The sequence below is a fragment of the Falsiruegeria sp. JB4-1 genome (assembly GCF_055693495.1).
The window spans coordinates 3,529,143-3,545,413 of record NZ_JBVFTZ010000001.1; the positions used below are offsets into that span (position 1 = coordinate 3,529,143).

Sequence of the window (16,271 nt, forward strand, 5' to 3'; positions counted from 1 at the left end):
GTACCCCAATACCTACAGGCAGTATCGCCCCCATCACAGAGGCCGTAGGAACCCATGAGGCAATCATCGAAATGAACCCGATTGCATCAGCTTTTTCAGGCGCTGGCCTGATGGCCCGGGTGCTGCGAAGCGCGTCCTGGTTGATCGTGGGGTACGGCGGCAGCCAAGCGCTCAGGCTGGCGGCAAACCTGATCCTGGCCCGGATACTATTCCCCGAGGCATTTGGCCTGATGGCTCTTGTCGGAGTGGTCACCGTCGGGCTGAATCTTTTCTCCGACGTCGGCATTGGCCCTTCAATTGCTCAGAACAAGCGGGGGGATGATCCAGATTTTTTAAATACAGCATGGACCATTCAGGTTATCCGAGGCGTGATCCTGTTCGGTGCGGCCTGTGCTCTGGCCAGTCCGGTTGCCGGATTTTATCATGAACCGGAATTGAAACATTACCTTCCGATTGCAGCCATTGCGTTGCTAGTCTCCGGTTTCAACCCCACACGCATCGAAACTGCGAACCGACACCTGTTGGTTGGGCGGCTCACGGCTCTTGATCTGGCAAGCCAATTTATCGGCATCGGGTTTATGGTCGGTTTCGCCCTTGCCACCCAATCGGTGCTGTCCTTGGTCTTGGGAGGCGTCGTACAGGCAGTCGCAAAGCTGGCTTTGACTCATTTCGGCCTTCCCGGCCCGCGCAATCATTTCAGATGGGAGCGTACCTCGGTTCTGCAAATCGTGCACTTTGGCAAATGGATTTTCCTGAGCACTGGGTTGGCCTTTTTGATCAGCCAGGGAGACCGCGCAATACTCGGGCGTTTTTTGTCATTGGAAGCGCTTGGGCTTTACAACATCGCCTATTTCCTTGGCAGTTTCCCATCCATGTTGGGCCATGCGGTTTCACCAAAAATCATGATCCCTGTCTATCGGGACCGGCCCGCCCACAAAAGCCACCAAAGCCGACGAAAACTGCGGCTGTTGCGCACTTCTATTACCAGTGGCATCGTCGGACTGTTGCTGGTTACAGCTCTCGCAGGTCCTTGGCTGGTCGGTTTTCTCTATGATGACCGCTACCTGACATCTGGTCCGATAGTCACGTTGATTGCCTGTGCCATGATCCCGCAGTCCATTATTTTGACTTACGACGCCGCTGCTCTGGCCGCAGGCGACTCCAAGTCCTTTTTTGTTTTGAGCTTGGTAAAGGCCGGATCACAGACCCTGTGCATCATTTACGGGGTAATGAACTTTGGCTTGGTGGGCGCCATAACTGGATTAGGAATATCTATGGCATTCAGTTATCCCGTGCTGGTCTGGCTCTCAGTCAAGCACCGTGTCTGGGACCCGCTCCACGACGTAGTTGCCTTTGTGTTTTCACTTTCCTGCGTGTATTTGATTTTGATGTATCACGCAGAGGGCATTCAATCCCTATTGGTCAGCGGCTAAACTGCCTTGTCCTTTTTGGAAGTTCCGCCAAACAGCGAAAACAAGCGTGACCAGACGGATCGGGGCTTGTCCTGGGTATCCAGAAACGGAACCGTAACCACAGGTGCAAAACCCAATTCGCGTTCCATTTGCCCCGCTGATCGCATAACCGGATTTTTAAGCTCGAGCAAATAGGCGAGAACAAAGGCCGCAACAACGCTGGCAGCACCGCCCAAAATAGCCTTTTTCTTGCGGCTTTCGGATATGGGAAAATCTGGCAATGCTGCTTCTTCGATAACGGTCAAACGCTCTGCTTGGCGCTCGGCCTCCAGGCGAAAGCCCAGTTCAGCGTCCGTGCGGCGCGTAGCAATATTGGAAAGCTCGTCGCGCAGTTGTTCTACTTGACGTTCATATGCACCCAGCTTTCGCTGCACTTCAGGAGAGGTTTCAATCAACTCTTCCAGTTCGATTTTTCGTGCCATCAGCAGGTTGTGCTGCGCATCCAACGTTTCCAGTTGCTCCAAGTAGTCCGCGCGCAGCCGTTCGGCCGTAGCTGGTCGTTGGCTTTTTCAGCCAGCTCCATCGATCGTTCGACTTCGATCCTGTCGCGAGCAATGTCCAACAACCCGTCGTTGATGGTCGAAATCTCTTCCCGCCGAAACTCCAGACTTCCTGGCAAAGACAGATCGTTGGTATTTCTGTACTCTGTGATTTCATTTTCAAGGTCCGAAATTTCCTTGGAAATCGCTGCCTCTTGAGCATCAAAAAAGGCAAGCGTCTCGCTTGCTTGTTCGATACGGTTCTCTTTGCTCAATTCAATCGTGCGTTGGCCAAAGTCATGAGCAATCTGTTGCGCCAATTCCGGTGTCGGCATCCGGGCCGAAATCGTCAGGACAGAAATTGTTCCGTCATCCGAATACCCTTCGCGCGCCGCAGCAACCCCTTCAATTTGGACCGCACGCCGCAACATGTCGACCTTTTCGCTGTCCTTAAGGCCGGGCAGATCAGAATACAGTTGGAACTTGTCAATGACCTCAAGAACACTGCCCCTGGCCATCAAGCGTTGTTGAATAAGTTGAAGTCTCCTCGCCGACGATCCTTCTACCGTTGATTTCGCAAGATCATCTGCGATGACTGGCTGAACAATTTGGAGAACTTCGGTGGCCTGATATTCGTGCGCCTGGCGCAGCGCCAACATGACCGACGCGCTACAACCCAAGACGATAACCGTCAGGATCAGCAACGCCCTGCGACGGACCATGTCCGCGAGTTCACCCAAAGAAAAGATCGGCCCCATAGCCTGTGTCCAACCTGCAATTTGATTTGTTCATGCCTGCTCGTCCCGCAATCGAGGCGGTCAGCCATCTTACACCATAGTAAGCTGGCGAAACTATGGCAGTTGCAAGGTTAAGCTGGTGTCACGACGCGTAGGCTTCAAGTACGGAACTGCGGCCACGGTTCAAAACAACTCCCAACAGGGGGATATGACCACCGAAGATCTTTTCGCAAGCCTTGATCTGATCGGCCGTTGTCTGTTCCCCATCCGAGACCAGCAGAACACCGTCAACTTGCGGCATGAACGCTGTAAAGTCATCGTATGCCAGCACAGGTGGTAGATCATACAGGACCACATCCGGCTGCATGTCTTCGATCATCGTTTCCAAAACTTCAATGCAAATCGGCGATTGCAGCAATTCCGCAGCAGTGTTGCTGGGTTTGTCAACGAGACCCAAGGCCAAGGTGTCGCTGCACTTTACCAGATGATCCCGTGCGCTGATTTGGCCGTCCAAAAACTTTTGTTGACGCCCGGCGGCAGCAACATCCAGCACGTTCTTGACGCCAGGATCGCGCATATTCAAATCCATAAGAACCATGCGGCAGTCCGGGACCCGCGCAAGGCTCAATGCCAGATTCGTCGCCGTAAAAGTTGCGCCGCATCCCGCAGTTGGGGCTGTTACCGCGACGCGTTTCCAGCCTTTATGCTTCAAAGTCTGCAATAACCGTGTCCGCAATACATCGAATGCTCGCGCCGTCGAGGTATCTCGAAAGTAATTGACCAAGGGGGCACGGGACAAAAAGTGGTCTCGCACACCCAAAGGCACGTGACGCAAAAGTTCCCAGGTTTCGGGTACCAGGGCAGGAAGCGTTTCGACCCTGCTGTCTTCTGTCAAATCAAGAGGGTCATCATGGCTTGGAAGATCGCGCAGCGCCGCCTTACGTCGAAACGGTTTGTAAACGCCCTCTCCACGATGAGCGTTGCCCTGATATGCGCCATCCGTTTGAACGGCGTGTAGGTCTTTTTCAGAATTCGACACCATGGTGTTATCATAGTAACTCATGTCGCAGCTCCCAAACCACTTTTTCCCGATCCCCCGGCTTGCCGTTCAACCAGCCGTCAGTACCCGGTTCGTTTGACCACAACGCCAAAGGTCTTGATCAACAGCACCACGTCCTGCCAAAACCCAAGGCTTCTGGCGTAAACAGCATCAACTCGAGATCTGACGCTAAACGTATTTTCATTGCGCGCCGAAACCTGCCACAACCCAGTAATTCCTGGTCGAAGCGAAAAGTAGGACCTGCTTGGACCATACAGCGGCAATTGCTCAGGAAGCATGGGACGCGGGCCAACAAGGCTCATTTCACCGATCAGAACATTCCACAGTTGTGGCAACTCATCCAAGGACGTCTTACGCAGGAAATGACCTATCGGAGTAATACGCGGATCATTCTTTAATTTCTGCGTCGTTTCCCATTCCTGTCGCAATTCCGGATCCGACCGCATCAGATGCTCAAATTGCTTGTCTGCATCCACCACCATGGTCCGCAATTTCAAGATCCGAAATTTCTGACCGTTACGCCCCAGACGCCATTGGCGATAGAATGGTTGTCCACCTTCCATCATCAATGCCAAGGCACAAACAAAAATTACGAATATGGAAATCGGCGCGCTCAGAACAATCAAACTGACGTCCAAAGCCCGTTTCCCAAAACTTTTGTAGACTGAATAGCCGCGCTGATCATTTTCTGACTTGTGTACCGCGTCCAATTTTGCCGGGCTGACGACCATTGCAGCCATCCCCCCACCGGCATTCCCGGATCTGATCGATACTCGCGCAGAAGAGTCCAAGGCCGCTTCTTGGATATAGTCCTTCATTGCTTCCCCCACATGGGACTTCACGATACGGCTAGGACGGCCGCATCGCTTGCTACACACTTCTTTAAATTGCTAGGCCCGCAATGCCCCTCATGCAGCGGATCGGCTCCCTTATTACCTAAGTCGCGTCAGCCCCCAACGCGACCGTCTTCATGGCCAGATACCGGCCAAATTTTGCCTTGGTTCTGCCACGATTGACCGTAACACCCACCTGGTCAATTTTCAGAAAATCTGCGTAAACAGATTGTTTCCCCCCATAACCATGCAGAAAACAGTAATTATTCGATTCTCGGTCGAACCAATACCCCCAAATCGGGTCACATTGTTCACGTATTCTCAATTACCCTTCAACAGAATCGTAAATGGAGTGCCTCTGCCCGGCCTTTAAGGGGAATTTTGGGAATTGCGGCGCAAACATGGCAAACAATCTCGGTAATGCTGTCATGTTATGCAGACTGTCATGATTTGGCGCTAACACTTGTGCAAGTACATTGCTTGACGAGCTTACAGCGCGTTTTCAAAGTTCTGACAATTCAACGAACAGGCTCATGCGCCCCTGTACTGGCCTGGTGTATTTCCGGTCCATCGTTTGAACGCATCGTTGAAACTGCTGAGCCCTGAATACCCGAGCAAATAGGATATCTCTGCCAGAGACAGATTGCTGTCCTTCAAATAATTGACCGCCAATGCAGTACGTAGTTCTTCAAGGGTCTTGAAGAATGTTGTGTTCTGTTCTGCCAGACGACGTGACAAGGTGCGCGCACTCATGCCAAGCGTACGCGCCACAATCTCCTGGCTCGCATCACCAGATGCCAGCTTGTCAGCAATAGCTCTTTCGACCTCGACAACGATGGGCGGCAGGTTTCTGGATTTATCCTTCAAAACGCGTTCACATAGGTCGGTCAAAACCTTGTAAAGCTCGTTATCGGCCGTCATCAATGGCAATTCCAGGTCGGTCGCCTTGAAGTGGTAGGCATTGGCGTTCTGGCCGAACTTCACCGGGCAGCCAAAGAAACGCTCAAATGCTTCGATGTTGGTGTTACGCGAATGGTGGAACGTCACAAGCTCAGGGCAGAAGTTCCGATTGGTTGCTTGTCGCATGGCAAAAACCAGACCTGACGCGCCAAATTCAACGTATTGCCTGCGTTTGACATTGGTCGGGACAGCAAAATACCAGCGCAGCACGCCGTCCTGTTCCAATCGGTCTATGTTGATTTCCACCGCATCGCTAAATACTCGGCGATAACGGGCCACGTTGCGAATGAAATCTTTTACCGTCGGTGAGGACAGTCCCACGTAGCTTATAAGCCCGGTTCGACGCATTTCTCGTTTTCCACCGCGAACGAACCCAAGTAGATCGTCACCGGTCAATTCGGATGCGCGCTCAAAAAACGCCGCTATCTGATCAAAGGGTAGGAATGGCTTTTCCTGATTCAGCAAATCTGGCGTGATGCCAGAGCCGCCAAAGATCTGATGTCCATCAAAGCCCTGCGCAAGTAAGTCCCTTGCGAGGGTCTGCACAAATACGGCGCCATGAAGAGGGGTCGGTTGAACCATCTGCGACTACCCCTCAATCCCGCAAATCAGCTTGCCCGAAGTCTTAATCAAACCGGTCTAGACCCTTGTTGTTTCAACTGAGTTTTCTGAAACATAGCATCCGGATTTAAAAAATCTTCTGCAAAATGTCCGAGTCACCGAACGATTTGTCCAATATCCCAAAGGATGATCTGTACCACCTCCCCACATGTGGGATGACATTATCGGCACGATCCAAAGACCAAGCGAGATTGAACTGCAACACTTCAGTCGACCTGTCCGCGTGCTTTTGACTTAGGGATACTTGGAGGGCCACAATGAGCCGCCTGACTGAAATGGAAGCCTTTGCCACCGTCGTCGAAGAAGGTGGCTTTACCGATGCCGCGCGCAAGATGGGAATATCAAAGTCAGCAGTGTCCAAACATATATCGGCATTAGAATCCCGCTTGGGTGCCCGCTTGCTCAGCCGGACAACCCGCAGGGTCAATCCAACGGAAATCGGCCTTGCCTACTATGACAGGGCAAGTCGCATTCTGAATGATGCCGGTGAAGCTGACGCTTTGGTTGCCGCCTTGCACGCACAGCCGTCGGGATTGTTGCAGGTCTCGGCCGCGTCCGATTTTGGCATTCATGAACTTTCGCCGTTGCTGAGTGTTTTCCTGCAAGAATTCCCCGACATCACCGTCAACCTCGAACTCAGCGATCACACCATGGACCTGATCGCTGAAGGGTTCGACTTGGCAATTCGTGTGGGCGAAATGCGTGACAGCAGCTTGAGAGCACGAAAGTTGATGGAATTCCCGATGCGTCTGGTTGCCAGCCCGGAATACCTTGAAAGCACTGGTTGGCCCGAGAAACCCGCTGATCTTGAAGGGCACAAGTTACTTAGCGGGACGACCCGCCCGGGATCCAATATTTGGCGCCTTACAGACCAGACCGGTGCCTTGCGTCAGATACCGGTTGCCGGAGGATTGAGCGTCAATGACGGGCAAACACTGCTAAATGCGGCAGTGGCAGGATTGGGGATCGCCTATTTGCCCGAGTTCATTTTCCGCGAAGCGGTGGATCTCGACCTACTGCGTGATGCAATGCCTGACTTGCCTGATCAGATGCAACCTGTTTATGCAGTCTATCCACCAGGTCGGTTTACGCAGCCCAAGGTCCGGGCTTTCATTGACTTTTTGGTCCAACAGCTAGGCCATTCTCACAAAAGCCCACTTTGACCGCGCGCGTGGTTTGATGCCTTATGCTGTGGTAACTTCATCCATATCAGGAGGGCCTGGAATGCCAGTATCCTTACAAGTGATTTATCCCGTCTCTGAAGGGTCAACATTCGATTATGGCTATTACGCCGATACGCACATGCAATTGGTTGCTGATCATATGGGGCCGCATATTCAATCGACGCTGGTGACAAAAGGCGTCGCAGGTGGCCCCGAGACGCCAGCTGGTTTTCACGCAGTTGCCACGATTGTCTTTGCGGACAACGACGCACTCGGCGCAGCGATGGGTGTTGCCGGACCTGTAATGGCGGACCTGCCGAACTTTACAAATGTTCAACCACAAATGTTGATCGGGGAAGTTATCGGCTAGACGGTCCCCCAACCACATCTGAGTGACGCAGTTGCCGCAGCAACTGGCGCGTACCCGTTGCCGCGTTTTCTGCGTCACCGCTTTCAATGAATGCCAGAACCCGGGCGAGCGCCTCTTTGTGACAAAGTGGATCAAAATGCGATCCTGACTTGCTCAACTGCAATGGCCGGATTGAAAAGTAGTTGGCCCTTACATCCTTGGCACCGTAGCCGTATTTGTAGCTCTCGTTGCCGTGACAAAAATCATAGACCTTATAGCCATTCTCGATCGCCCATCGAATGCTTTGGGAATGTAACAGTGGTCCGATGTGATGCCCCTCGGCAGCGATATCTCGCCCCGATACGATGAAGTGAACACGCTTGTGTTCTGGGTCCAAAACATGCCCCAGGGCTCCCAATGTACGCGCACCCTGACGTAAAACTGCAAGATATAAGAGGCCCAGTTCGTGCGCCGCAGTTAGGACCTGCCGATAGTTCTCGGAAACGGTTGTAGCCGTTCGTGATCCTTTGACCGGCGACCATTTGATCCGCCACAGCCGACAAAGCGTATTCAGATCCCGATCAAACCCTGCAGCCGAGGATCGTTCAAACTGCAGTTGACTGGTTTCAAGATACTTCCGTTCAAACCGTCGGATTTTCTGGCGAGAATTACGGCTGACGTTCTGCTGAAGGTACGCATCAAAACTGGTGGGCAGCTGGACTTGTGGGCAAGAAAGGTTGTCGGTTTGCCCCTTGTTAATGAGATAAGGCTTAGTTCGAACGCGATACTCATCTTGCGAAAATGACGCCTTGAACAAGGCTGTGCGTCGATCAGACAGCACATATCGCAAAGACAATCGTATCCATGGCCAATTCTGCAGACGCGTGGCCAAGGCTGCAATCGCCTCGGCTTCAAATTTTGGATCGCACAGAAACCCTGTGTATTCGCTCCAAATCAAACGTCCGCCTGCCTCGATTTCGGTCTGGAATTCTAACCGAGTAGTACTCCAGTGAACCCGATATTTCAGCGGCAGTACGCAAACCAGGTCCGGCCCAGCCCACACTGCCAAAACCCGCCAACGCCCTTCGGTCGAGGCAAAAGCTTTATGCAGCCACGCCCAAGACAGAAAAACTGTCCCTTCAGGGTCTTTGCCCTCCAGCACCTCCCAAGCGTGTCGCAACTCCATAAAGCCGTCCATCGTATCCACGGCCTCTACCCGAAAATTGCCGATTATTGGCAAAGCCCCGAGTGAATTTGGAACGACGCGGTTCATACTGACTATGCGCTCTTCAGCGAGCCACCTTCCCTGAGAATATCGAGGAAACTGTCCCGGGCACCTTCAAAATTCCGGGTCAAAGGCGCAGTAACTCGTGCCTGAGCTGAGAAGTACGCGCCGACCTGACAGATTTGAGCTGCAAACTCTGGGTGCACTCCGGCGTCGTCGTACTTTCGAACACGCTCTTTGGACAACCAGCCACGCTTCTTCGCTTCTTTCACGATCAGCTTGAAGCGCTGTACACAATGGAACGTCAGATAGGTTGAAAGGTATTCCAGATAGGATGCTAAGTCGTGTCCACATTCAGGATCAAAGCAATCGATCATGACGTCAACCATTTGGTCTGGCGCAACGGGCCACGCTTCATCGCCGATCAACCAGGCAAAATCTTCCGCCCCATGACGCAAGCCAGAATATTCGAAGTCAAACCATCGAAGCACATCGTCTTTGCCAATCGCGGCATTGCCCGAACGGCAATCCCACTTAACAAATTGACGCCCAGGACTGGAAACCGCCTCGCTTGCCGCGATCTGGTCGAAGTCGTCGGCAATCCCTGAGGAAAAGGGTTGAAGTGCATCGACCGCGCCGACAAAGTTCTCGATCCAATTTTTGTTAGCCCCCAAATGCGGCATCATGCCATGCAGATCCGATTTTCGTGCCGCACTTTGATATCGAAAGATCGAGGCCACAGCTTGGGCTGCGAGATCCAGTTGCCCCGTTTGATCATGACGGATGATCTCCTGGTTCAAACGACGTCTGCCCACATCGCTCTGGAACATGATCTCGCCGTCAACGCCAAGACATTCAGGCGTGTCATCGCAATAGGTGCGGAGTTGCTCCAGAACATGTGCTTCAAGATGGGTTCGGCGAAAATTAGGCCTAAGCGTTGCAATAACATCCATATCATCAAAGTGCAGACGGAAACTTGACCGCCCCTCGCCACCGGGGGCCGTCACTTTCAACACAGCTCGACCGAACCGTTCTTCGGCAGTGGAAACGATTAATTTCAACCGATTGTCGCTGTCTTTGCTGACCACAATAGCACCTCGCCTAACCTTGCTCCTCGGCTACATGCCGATGTCCTGAACGTCCGCTCCAGGCCTTGGATAACCTTGAAATCTGTCGATTCTGAGGAAGCTTTACGGTCGAAATTCATATCATATCACCTCGATTCGGGGTCGCCTCTACTTCCCATCTCAATGAGATTGACGGGATAGTGTAGTCAATTGACCGGATTATGGCCTGATTGTTTCCCAGCACCCCTTATTTTCGCTCCAGATTTGTCGGAAAGTTGACACAAATTTGCCCCAGTTGACCTCGGGTCATATCCTGAGGGGCATCGGTGGGTATTGGTGCCTAATACGCGGTGTAAGAGCTGGGTGCGTTTGGTTGCCAGAGATTGCGCACACGTCCTGAGGGGGAGTAACACGCATGAGTTTTCGGTATTGGAATTGGTACGGATACGGCGGCAGCAAATCCTACCACAATGGCGGCGTTGAAGGCGGTCATTTCACATCCTGGTATGACACTTATTTGTCCAAGCATTTTTCTGGGCACTCCGACGGTTATGGTTCGGACGGCACCAAAGGGTCCGGATCCGACGGCACCAAAGGATCTGGATCAAGTGGAACCAAGGGATCTGGATCGAGTGGAACCAAGGGATCGGGATCAGGCGGAACCAAGGGATCAGGATCAGGCGGAACCAAGGGATCGGGATCAGGCGGAACCAAAGGATCGGGATCAGGCGGAACCAAGGGATCTGGATCGGGTGGAACCAAAGGATCGGGATCAGGCGGAACCAAGGGATCAGGATCAGGCGGAACCAAGGGATCGGGATCAGGCGGAACCAAAGGATCTGGATCGGGTGGAACCAAGGGATCGGGATCGGGTGGAACCAAGGGATCGGGATCGGGTGGAACCAAGGGATCGGGATCGGGTGGAACCAAGGGATCCGGGTCCAATGGCAGTGAGCCAACTGATCCTCCGAAAACCAACACCAAGTTTGAAGTGGGTACAGATCCGAGCGTCACAGTCGAAGTGACTGCCTTGGAAGGTGGCGAACTCTTCATTCGCCTCTCACCCACGGACTTCAGCGGAAAGGTAGCTGATCTGGATGGCTTCTTCTTCAACCTCGCGGATGATAGCGAAGTTGAGGGACTGAACTTCTTCCCATCAGAGGGGGAACGCGGTGTCATTGGTCACCAGGCCAACGCAAACAACGTAACGACCCTGTCAAACGGATTCACGGTGCCAGGGCCCGCGTTTGATGCGGCCTTTGAATTTGGTGACACACCGGAAAATCCAGGGGATCTTCCGTTCGATGACGAAATAATCGATATCAACTTCACGCTCTTTTCGGACAATGGCCCGCTAACTTTGGATGATATTGATCTCGACAGCATAGGTGTCGCCGTCGATACAAACTCACCGGACGCACAGTTGCTAACTCCATCTGACACCGAAGATGGCTCACCCTCATATCACAATGGTGGCGTTGAAGGTGACGAACTGGCGGTTTGGTACGACGAACATCTTGGTGGGCAATATGATGATCCCAAAGGGTCCGGCTCCGCGGGAACCAAGGGGTCTGGCTCTGCAGGAACCAAAGGGTCCGGCTCTGCTGGAACCAAAGGGTCCGGATCTGCTGGAACCAAAGGATCCGGCTCTGCTGGAACCAAAGGGTCCGGATCTGCAGGAACCAAAGGATCCGGCTCTGCTGGAACCAAAGGGTCCGGCTCTGGAGGAACCAAAGGGTCCGGATCTGCAGGAACCAAAGGGTCCGGCTCTGCTGGAACCAAAGGGTCCGGCTCTGCTGGAACCAAAGGATCCGGCTCTGCTGGAACCAAAGGGTCCGGATCTGCAGGAACCAAAGGATCCGGCTCTGCAGGAACCAAAGGGTCCGGCTCTGCTGGAACCAAAGGATCCGGCTCTGCTGGAACCAAAGGGTCCGGCTCTGCAGGAACCAAAGGGTCCGGCTCTGCTGGAACCAAAGGATCCGGTTCTGCTGGAACCAAAGGGTCCGGCTCTGCTGGAACCAAAGGATCCGGCTCTGCAGGAACCAAAGGGTCCGGCTCTGCTGGAACCAAGGGGTCCGGCTCTGCAGGAACCAAAGGGTCCGGCTCTGCTGGAACCAAGGGGTCTTGGGATGGTCTGCCCAAATTCACTGGAGATCCGAAAAGTGAAGACACGGCAGATGATGAGACCGTCATTTATGCCTCAGGCGGAACATCCGGTGGGAAACATCCAACACCAGATGACTTCATGGCTCTGATGAACAGAGGCACCGAAGACATCGATGCAGCCCATGCCGACGACAGGTGGGAAGAAGAAGACCCAGAGGACGTTGGATAATTTTCTGCCCTGAAGAACTTGGAAGGACCGGCATTTGCCGGTCTTTCTTACTTACGAATACCCAACTTCGCACCCACTTGAGGTGCCTCAGGTAGGTTTTTATGGTCTTCACACATGCGGGCCAGCCGCCTTTGCGCCCATTCCGGATACTCTGCACTTCGCCCGGTTGCTTGACTGACGTTGATAATCATCCCTTCTTGGGTGGCGCATAACACGTCGTCTTTTTCTGAGAACATCTGCCCGAAGTAATGCAGGCGCTTGCGGTCATGATCGATCAGTCGAAAATGGAAATAGAAACCCTCTCCCTCGAGAAGTTCGCGCAGAAACTGGACGTGAGATTGTATCATGTAAGGCCCCGCTCCAGCCGTTCTTACATAGTCCTCACCAATTCCGAGATAATCACCCACCATTTGCTCCAACGCGAGATCAAAGGCGACGCCATAGTATCCGACGTTCATGTGCTTGTTGTAGTCGATCCACTCAGGCTTGACCGTCATGCCCTTCACAACGATTGGTGCGGGGTAAGGACCGTTGTGACCACTTTCGGGACTATCCGACATGGTTGCTCCTGTCATTTGCACTCCAACAATTACTCCAAACGATCTTTATTATTCAACCACCTAGACAACACCTCTAGGACCCCATCGGCCTATGGGCCTCAAGCCCCCGCAGAATCCAAGTTCGGGTGTCTGCCGGGTCAATCACTGCATCGATTTCATTGTAGGAAGCGACATTGATCGCTCCACCTTCGGAGTAGGCCCGAGCCACCAGTTTCTCGAACAGCGCATCCCTTGATCCAGGGTCCGGTTGCGCATCCAATTCCTTGCGATAGCCAAGTCGCACTCCCCCTTCCAATCCCATTGCACCGAACTCACCCGAGGGCCACGAGATGGTAAAGACCGGATTGGCAAAGCTGCCGCCCGCCATGGCCTGCGCCCCGATGCCGTACCCTTTGCGAATTGCCACAAAGAGTAGCGGCACCTGCAACTCTGCACCTGCACCGATGAATTCGCAGGCGGCCGCTACACCACCGGCGCGCTCGCTTTCGGGGCCGACCATGAATCCCGGCGTGTCACAAAGCGCCAGGACCGGCAGACCGAAGCGGTTGCAAAGACGCAAGAATCGCGCGCCCTTGGACGAGGCCGCCGCATCCAACGCTCCGCCCAGATGGTGCGGATTGTTGACCATCACGCCAACCGGACGACCGTGTACGCGCATAAAGCCAGTGATCAACCCAGAACCAAAAAAACTGCCAAGTTCCAAAAAGCTGTCTGTATCAGCGAGCGTCTCAACGACCTTACGTGGATCATAGATGCGTTTACGGTCTTCAGGGATAAGATGGCGCAGCATCCGTTCATCCGCTGCTTCCCAATCTTTAGTCTCGCCTTGAAAATAGGACAAAACCTGACGTGCGGCCTCGACGGCCTGAACGTCCGTGTCCACCAGAACATCAACCAGCCCGATTTCGGCCTGCATCGAGGCTGGACCAACTTCTTTTGGATCAAATTTTCCAAGACCTCCGGCCTCGATCATTGCCGGACCTCCCAGTCCGATCCAGCTGTTGCGTGTGGCGATGCGAATGTCGCCAGCCCCGAACAGTGCAGCGTTTCCAGCGAAGCAGAACCCTGAATTTACGGTTATCTTTGGCCCCCACCCTCTCAGGCCTGCAAAAGCCGAAAAGGTTTTTACATCCAGCGCACAATGCATTGTCCCCGCGAAGTCGTCATCATTTGGTCGCCCGCCTCCGCCTTCGGTTAGAAAAATGCAGGCGAGATTCATTTCAGCAGCTTTTTCCAGCAGGCGATCGGTTTTCCGATGCCCGAACACACCTTGCGTTCCAGCCATGACGGTCGAGTCGTATGCCAGGATCGCGACTTGTCCCCGATCCTCATGGAAATGGTCAGCGTTGACGGTCCCCAGCCCCGTGACAATACCATCGGCGGGCGCGTTTTCGATCAATGCATCGACACCCAGTTTTCGACGCTGCGCCGCAATGACAAGTTGACCATACTCGTGAAAATTGCCCCCACGACACAGCTGCTCGACATTCTCGCGCGTCGTCGCCTGCCCGCGTGAACGACGCCTCTCAACAGCCTTTGGTCGCGCATCGTCAAGTGTCTTTGACAGTCGCGCGTTCAACTTATCCAAATCCTGTCGCGGTGCATTCACATCCAGTTTTTCCGCAACAAGGCGTTGCTCGTCGCTTGTGTCATCCGGACATAGCGCGGCCAGAACATGCCCCTTAACGACCGTCTGCCCTTTTTGAACGCGTACTTCGGTCATTTGTCCGGCACGTGGAGCAACAACGGGGTGCTGCATCTTCATCGCCTCGATGACCGCCACTTCCTGCCCTGCATGAACGTGCTCTCCCGGCTGAACCAACACATCACTTACCAACGCCTGTATCGGAGAACACACGCCAACATGACCTTCAGGCAAAGTGTTGGCCTCGACATCGCGTGTGCGCTCAACTTCCAGCATTGGCTCGAATACCCGCGTCGACTTTTTTGAGTCTGCAACAAAGCCGTCCAACAAACTTGTATGAACGTCCCAGTTTCGAATTTCTGGTGCTGCCAACAAAGAGCGCAACACAGGTAGGTTCGTGTCCAACCCGGAAATTTCAGCCTCGGAAAGGGCATGTTCCGCGCGGCGAAGTAAACCCGGCAGGTCTTGTCGGCCATGGTGTAAGATGATTTTCACCAACATCGGATCGAAGTTGGGGTTTGAGGCATAACCAGCATAACCGTGCGTCTCGATACGAACACCTTGTCCACCCGGCATCTGGAATCGTTCGATAGTTCCACTGGCCGGAAGAACCCGCCCATCAGCCTGAAGAACTTCGGTATTGACCCGCAACTGCAGAGCATAGCCACGGGGATGAGCTGGCGACAAAAGAGCCGGGTCGATTTCCCCAAGGCTTTGACCTGCCGCCAAGCGCAATTGCAGTTCGACGAGGTCCTGTCCGGTGACCGCCTCGGTTACTGTATGTTCAACTTGAATTCGCGGGTTTGTTTCAATGAACCAAAACGCAGCCTTAGCGACATCAACAAGAAACTCGACCGTCGCCAAGCCGCGTAGTCCGCATGCTCGGCCAACGTCCAATGCTGCTTTGACAAGTCGCGCCCGCAAATCATCGGGAACATTCGGAGACGGCGCGATTTCAATGACCTTTTGGTTGCGTCGTTGCAGCGAACAATCCCTGTCCCAAAGGTGTGTGAAATGCGTGCCGTCACCAAGAAGTTGAATTTCAATATGACGCAAACCTGCCAAGTATCGTTCAGCATAAATTTCGGCCACACCAGATCCGGCCAGTGCCTCGGCTTCGGCCTGCTCAAAAACTGAAGCTAACTGTTCGGCTGTCTGCACCTTCCGCATACCTCGCCCCCCACCGCCCTGCACGGCCTTGAGCATGATTGGCCCCGGATAGGCGCTCAGGAATTCCTGCGCCTGTTGCACCGATGTGAATGGCCCGGCTCCTTCAGGCACGGGCACCCCCACTGTCTCAGCCAGAGTACGGGCCTGCACCTTGTCGCCTTGAATTTCCAGGGTATCGGGGTCGGGACCAACAAAAGTAAGACCTGCGAGTGCGCAGGCCCTGGCAAAGTCCGCGTTTTCGCTGAGCAGACCATAGCCAGGATGCACAGCATCACACCCGGTTGATTTCGCTGCATGCAACAAAGCCTCGACGTCCATATAACCAGCGGCGCCCTTGCCAGGCAGCTGGCAGGTTTCGTCGCCATGTTTGACATGCAAGCAACGCGCGTCATCTGCGGTATGGACAACGACAATCGATATTCCCATTTGCGCAGCGGTGCGCGCAATTCGAATTGCTATCTCACCACGGTTGGCGATCAACAGTTTCTTGAACATCAGCGCACCTCATATCTCTGTTCCTATCAAAGGCAGAATGGGCGCATGAATCCAGCGTATTGGAGGGAGCCAACTTACGCTGACGCAAGGTCGCAGAGGA

General features: G+C 53.6%; 13 protein-coding genes. 4 read left to right on the top strand and 9 right to left on the bottom strand.

What is annotated here, in order from left to right:
• The first annotated feature begins 71 nt into the window (after nt 1-71).
• Nucleotides 72-1,433 (top strand): oligosaccharide flippase family protein, encoded by a 1,362-nt coding sequence (locus ACZ1HE_RS18000; RefSeq protein WP_472622996.1) that lies wholly within the window; start codon nt 72-74, stop codon nt 1,431-1,433.
• Here ACZ1HE_RS18000 and ACZ1HE_RS18005 read toward each other — a convergent pair.
• From ACZ1HE_RS18005 to ACZ1HE_RS18025, 5 genes are all read right to left on the bottom strand, one after another.
• Nucleotides 1,430-1,894: a hypothetical protein gene (locus ACZ1HE_RS18005; RefSeq protein ID WP_472622998.1), complete on the bottom strand. Its 465-nt coding sequence runs from the start codon at nt 1,892-1,894 to the stop codon at nt 1,430-1,432. The genes ACZ1HE_RS18000 and ACZ1HE_RS18005 overlap by 4 nt on opposite strands.
• Nucleotides 1,894-2,709, bottom strand: a complete 816-nt coding sequence (locus tag ACZ1HE_RS18010; protein WP_472623000.1) for a hypothetical protein — start codon at nt 2,707-2,709, stop codon at nt 1,894-1,896. The genes ACZ1HE_RS18005 and ACZ1HE_RS18010 overlap by 1 nt, the downstream gene beginning before the upstream one ends.
• A gap of 121 nt (nt 2,710-2,830) precedes the next feature.
• Entirely contained in the window at nt 2,831-3,751 is a 921-nt protein-coding gene (locus ACZ1HE_RS18015; protein WP_472623002.1) for a CpsD/CapB family tyrosine-protein kinase, read from the bottom strand.
• Between the two features lie 56 nt (nt 3,752-3,807).
• Nucleotides 3,808-4,566 carry a sugar transferase gene (locus ACZ1HE_RS18020; RefSeq protein WP_472623004.1) on the bottom strand — a complete coding sequence of 253 codons (759 nt, stop codon included), beginning with the start codon at nt 4,564-4,566 and terminating at the stop codon, nt 3,808-3,810.
• A gap of 546 nt (nt 4,567-5,112) precedes the next feature.
• Nucleotides 5,113-6,087 (bottom strand): AraC family transcriptional regulator, encoded by a 975-nt coding sequence (locus tag ACZ1HE_RS18025; protein WP_472623006.1) that lies wholly within the window; start codon nt 6,085-6,087, stop codon nt 5,113-5,115.
• Nucleotides 6,088-6,419: 332 nt separating this feature from the next.
• On the opposite strand from ACZ1HE_RS18025, the gene ACZ1HE_RS18030 reads away from it, so the two are divergent.
• A complete protein-coding gene (locus ACZ1HE_RS18030) occupies nt 6,420-7,325 on the top strand; it encodes a LysR family transcriptional regulator (RefSeq protein WP_472623008.1) in 906 nt (301 codons plus the stop codon).
• 61 nt (nt 7,326-7,386) lie between these two features.
• On the top strand, nt 7,387-7,695 hold the full coding sequence (locus ACZ1HE_RS18035; RefSeq protein ID WP_472623010.1) for an EthD family reductase: 309 nt from the start codon (nt 7,387-7,389) through the stop codon (nt 7,693-7,695).
• Here ACZ1HE_RS18035 and ACZ1HE_RS18040 read toward each other — a convergent pair.
• Together ACZ1HE_RS18040 and ACZ1HE_RS18045 are read right to left on the bottom strand one after the other, a co-directional pair.
• Entirely contained in the window at nt 7,685-8,947 is a 1,263-nt protein-coding gene (locus tag ACZ1HE_RS18040; RefSeq protein ID WP_472623012.1) for a GNAT family N-acetyltransferase, read from the bottom strand. The genes ACZ1HE_RS18035 and ACZ1HE_RS18040 overlap by 11 nt on opposite strands.
• A gap of 5 nt (nt 8,948-8,952) precedes the next feature.
• Nucleotides 8,953-9,960, bottom strand: coding sequence for a hypothetical protein (locus ACZ1HE_RS18045; RefSeq protein ID WP_472623014.1), 1,008 nt, complete (start codon nt 9,958-9,960; stop codon nt 8,953-8,955).
• 421 nt (nt 9,961-10,381) lie between these two features.
• On the opposite strand from ACZ1HE_RS18045, the gene ACZ1HE_RS18050 reads away from it, so the two are divergent.
• Nucleotides 10,382-12,301: a hypothetical protein gene (locus ACZ1HE_RS18050; RefSeq protein ID WP_472623016.1), complete on the top strand. Its 1,920-nt coding sequence runs from the start codon at nt 10,382-10,384 to the stop codon at nt 12,299-12,301.
• Between the two features lie 47 nt (nt 12,302-12,348).
• Here the strand turns inward: ACZ1HE_RS18050 and ACZ1HE_RS18055 are convergent, their stop codons facing one another.
• Together ACZ1HE_RS18055 and ACZ1HE_RS18060 are read right to left on the bottom strand one after the other, a co-directional pair.
• Complete coding sequence (locus tag ACZ1HE_RS18055) at nt 12,349-12,876, bottom strand: thioesterase family protein (protein WP_472623018.1); 528 nt, start codon at nt 12,874-12,876, stop codon at nt 12,349-12,351.
• Nucleotides 12,877-12,934: 58 nt separating this feature from the next.
• The gene (locus ACZ1HE_RS18060) at nt 12,935-16,171 is read right to left on the bottom strand and encodes an acetyl-CoA carboxylase family protein (protein ID WP_472623020.1); all 3,237 of its coding nucleotides are present in this window, start codon (nt 16,169-16,171) and stop codon (nt 12,935-12,937) included.
• Between the last annotated feature and the right edge of the window lie 100 nt (nt 16,172-16,271).

Coding starts and splice junctions, on each gene's coding strand:
- ACZ1HE_RS18000 (WP_472622996.1), top strand. CDS start 72: ATGAACCCGATTGCATCAGCTTTTTCAGGCGCTGGCCTGATGGCCCGG.
- ACZ1HE_RS18005 (WP_472622998.1), bottom strand. CDS start 1,894: ATGGCACGAAAAATCGAACTGGAAGAGTTGATTGAAACCTCTCCTGAA.
- ACZ1HE_RS18010 (WP_472623000.1), bottom strand. CDS start 2,709: ATGGGGCCGATCTTTTCTTTGGGTGAACTCGCGGACATGGTCCGTCGC.
- ACZ1HE_RS18015 (WP_472623002.1), bottom strand. CDS start 3,751: ATGAGTTACTATGATAACACCATGGTGTCGAATTCTGAAAAAGACCTA.
- ACZ1HE_RS18020 (WP_472623004.1), bottom strand. CDS start 4,566: ATGAAGGACTATATCCAAGAAGCGGCCTTGGACTCTTCTGCGCGAGTA.
- ACZ1HE_RS18030 (WP_472623008.1), top strand. CDS start 6,420: ATGAGCCGCCTGACTGAAATGGAAGCCTTTGCCACCGTCGTCGAAGAA.
- ACZ1HE_RS18035 (WP_472623010.1), top strand. CDS start 7,387: ATGCCAGTATCCTTACAAGTGATTTATCCCGTCTCTGAAGGGTCAACA.
- ACZ1HE_RS18040 (WP_472623012.1), bottom strand. CDS start 8,947: ATGAACCGCGTCGTTCCAAATTCACTCGGGGCTTTGCCAATAATCGGC.
- ACZ1HE_RS18050 (WP_472623016.1), top strand. CDS start 10,382: ATGAGTTTTCGGTATTGGAATTGGTACGGATACGGCGGCAGCAAATCC.
- ACZ1HE_RS18055 (WP_472623018.1), bottom strand. CDS start 12,876: ATGACAGGAGCAACCATGTCGGATAGTCCCGAAAGTGGTCACAACGGT.
- ACZ1HE_RS18060 (WP_472623020.1), bottom strand. CDS start 16,171: ATGTTCAAGAAACTGTTGATCGCCAACCGTGGTGAGATAGCAATTCGA.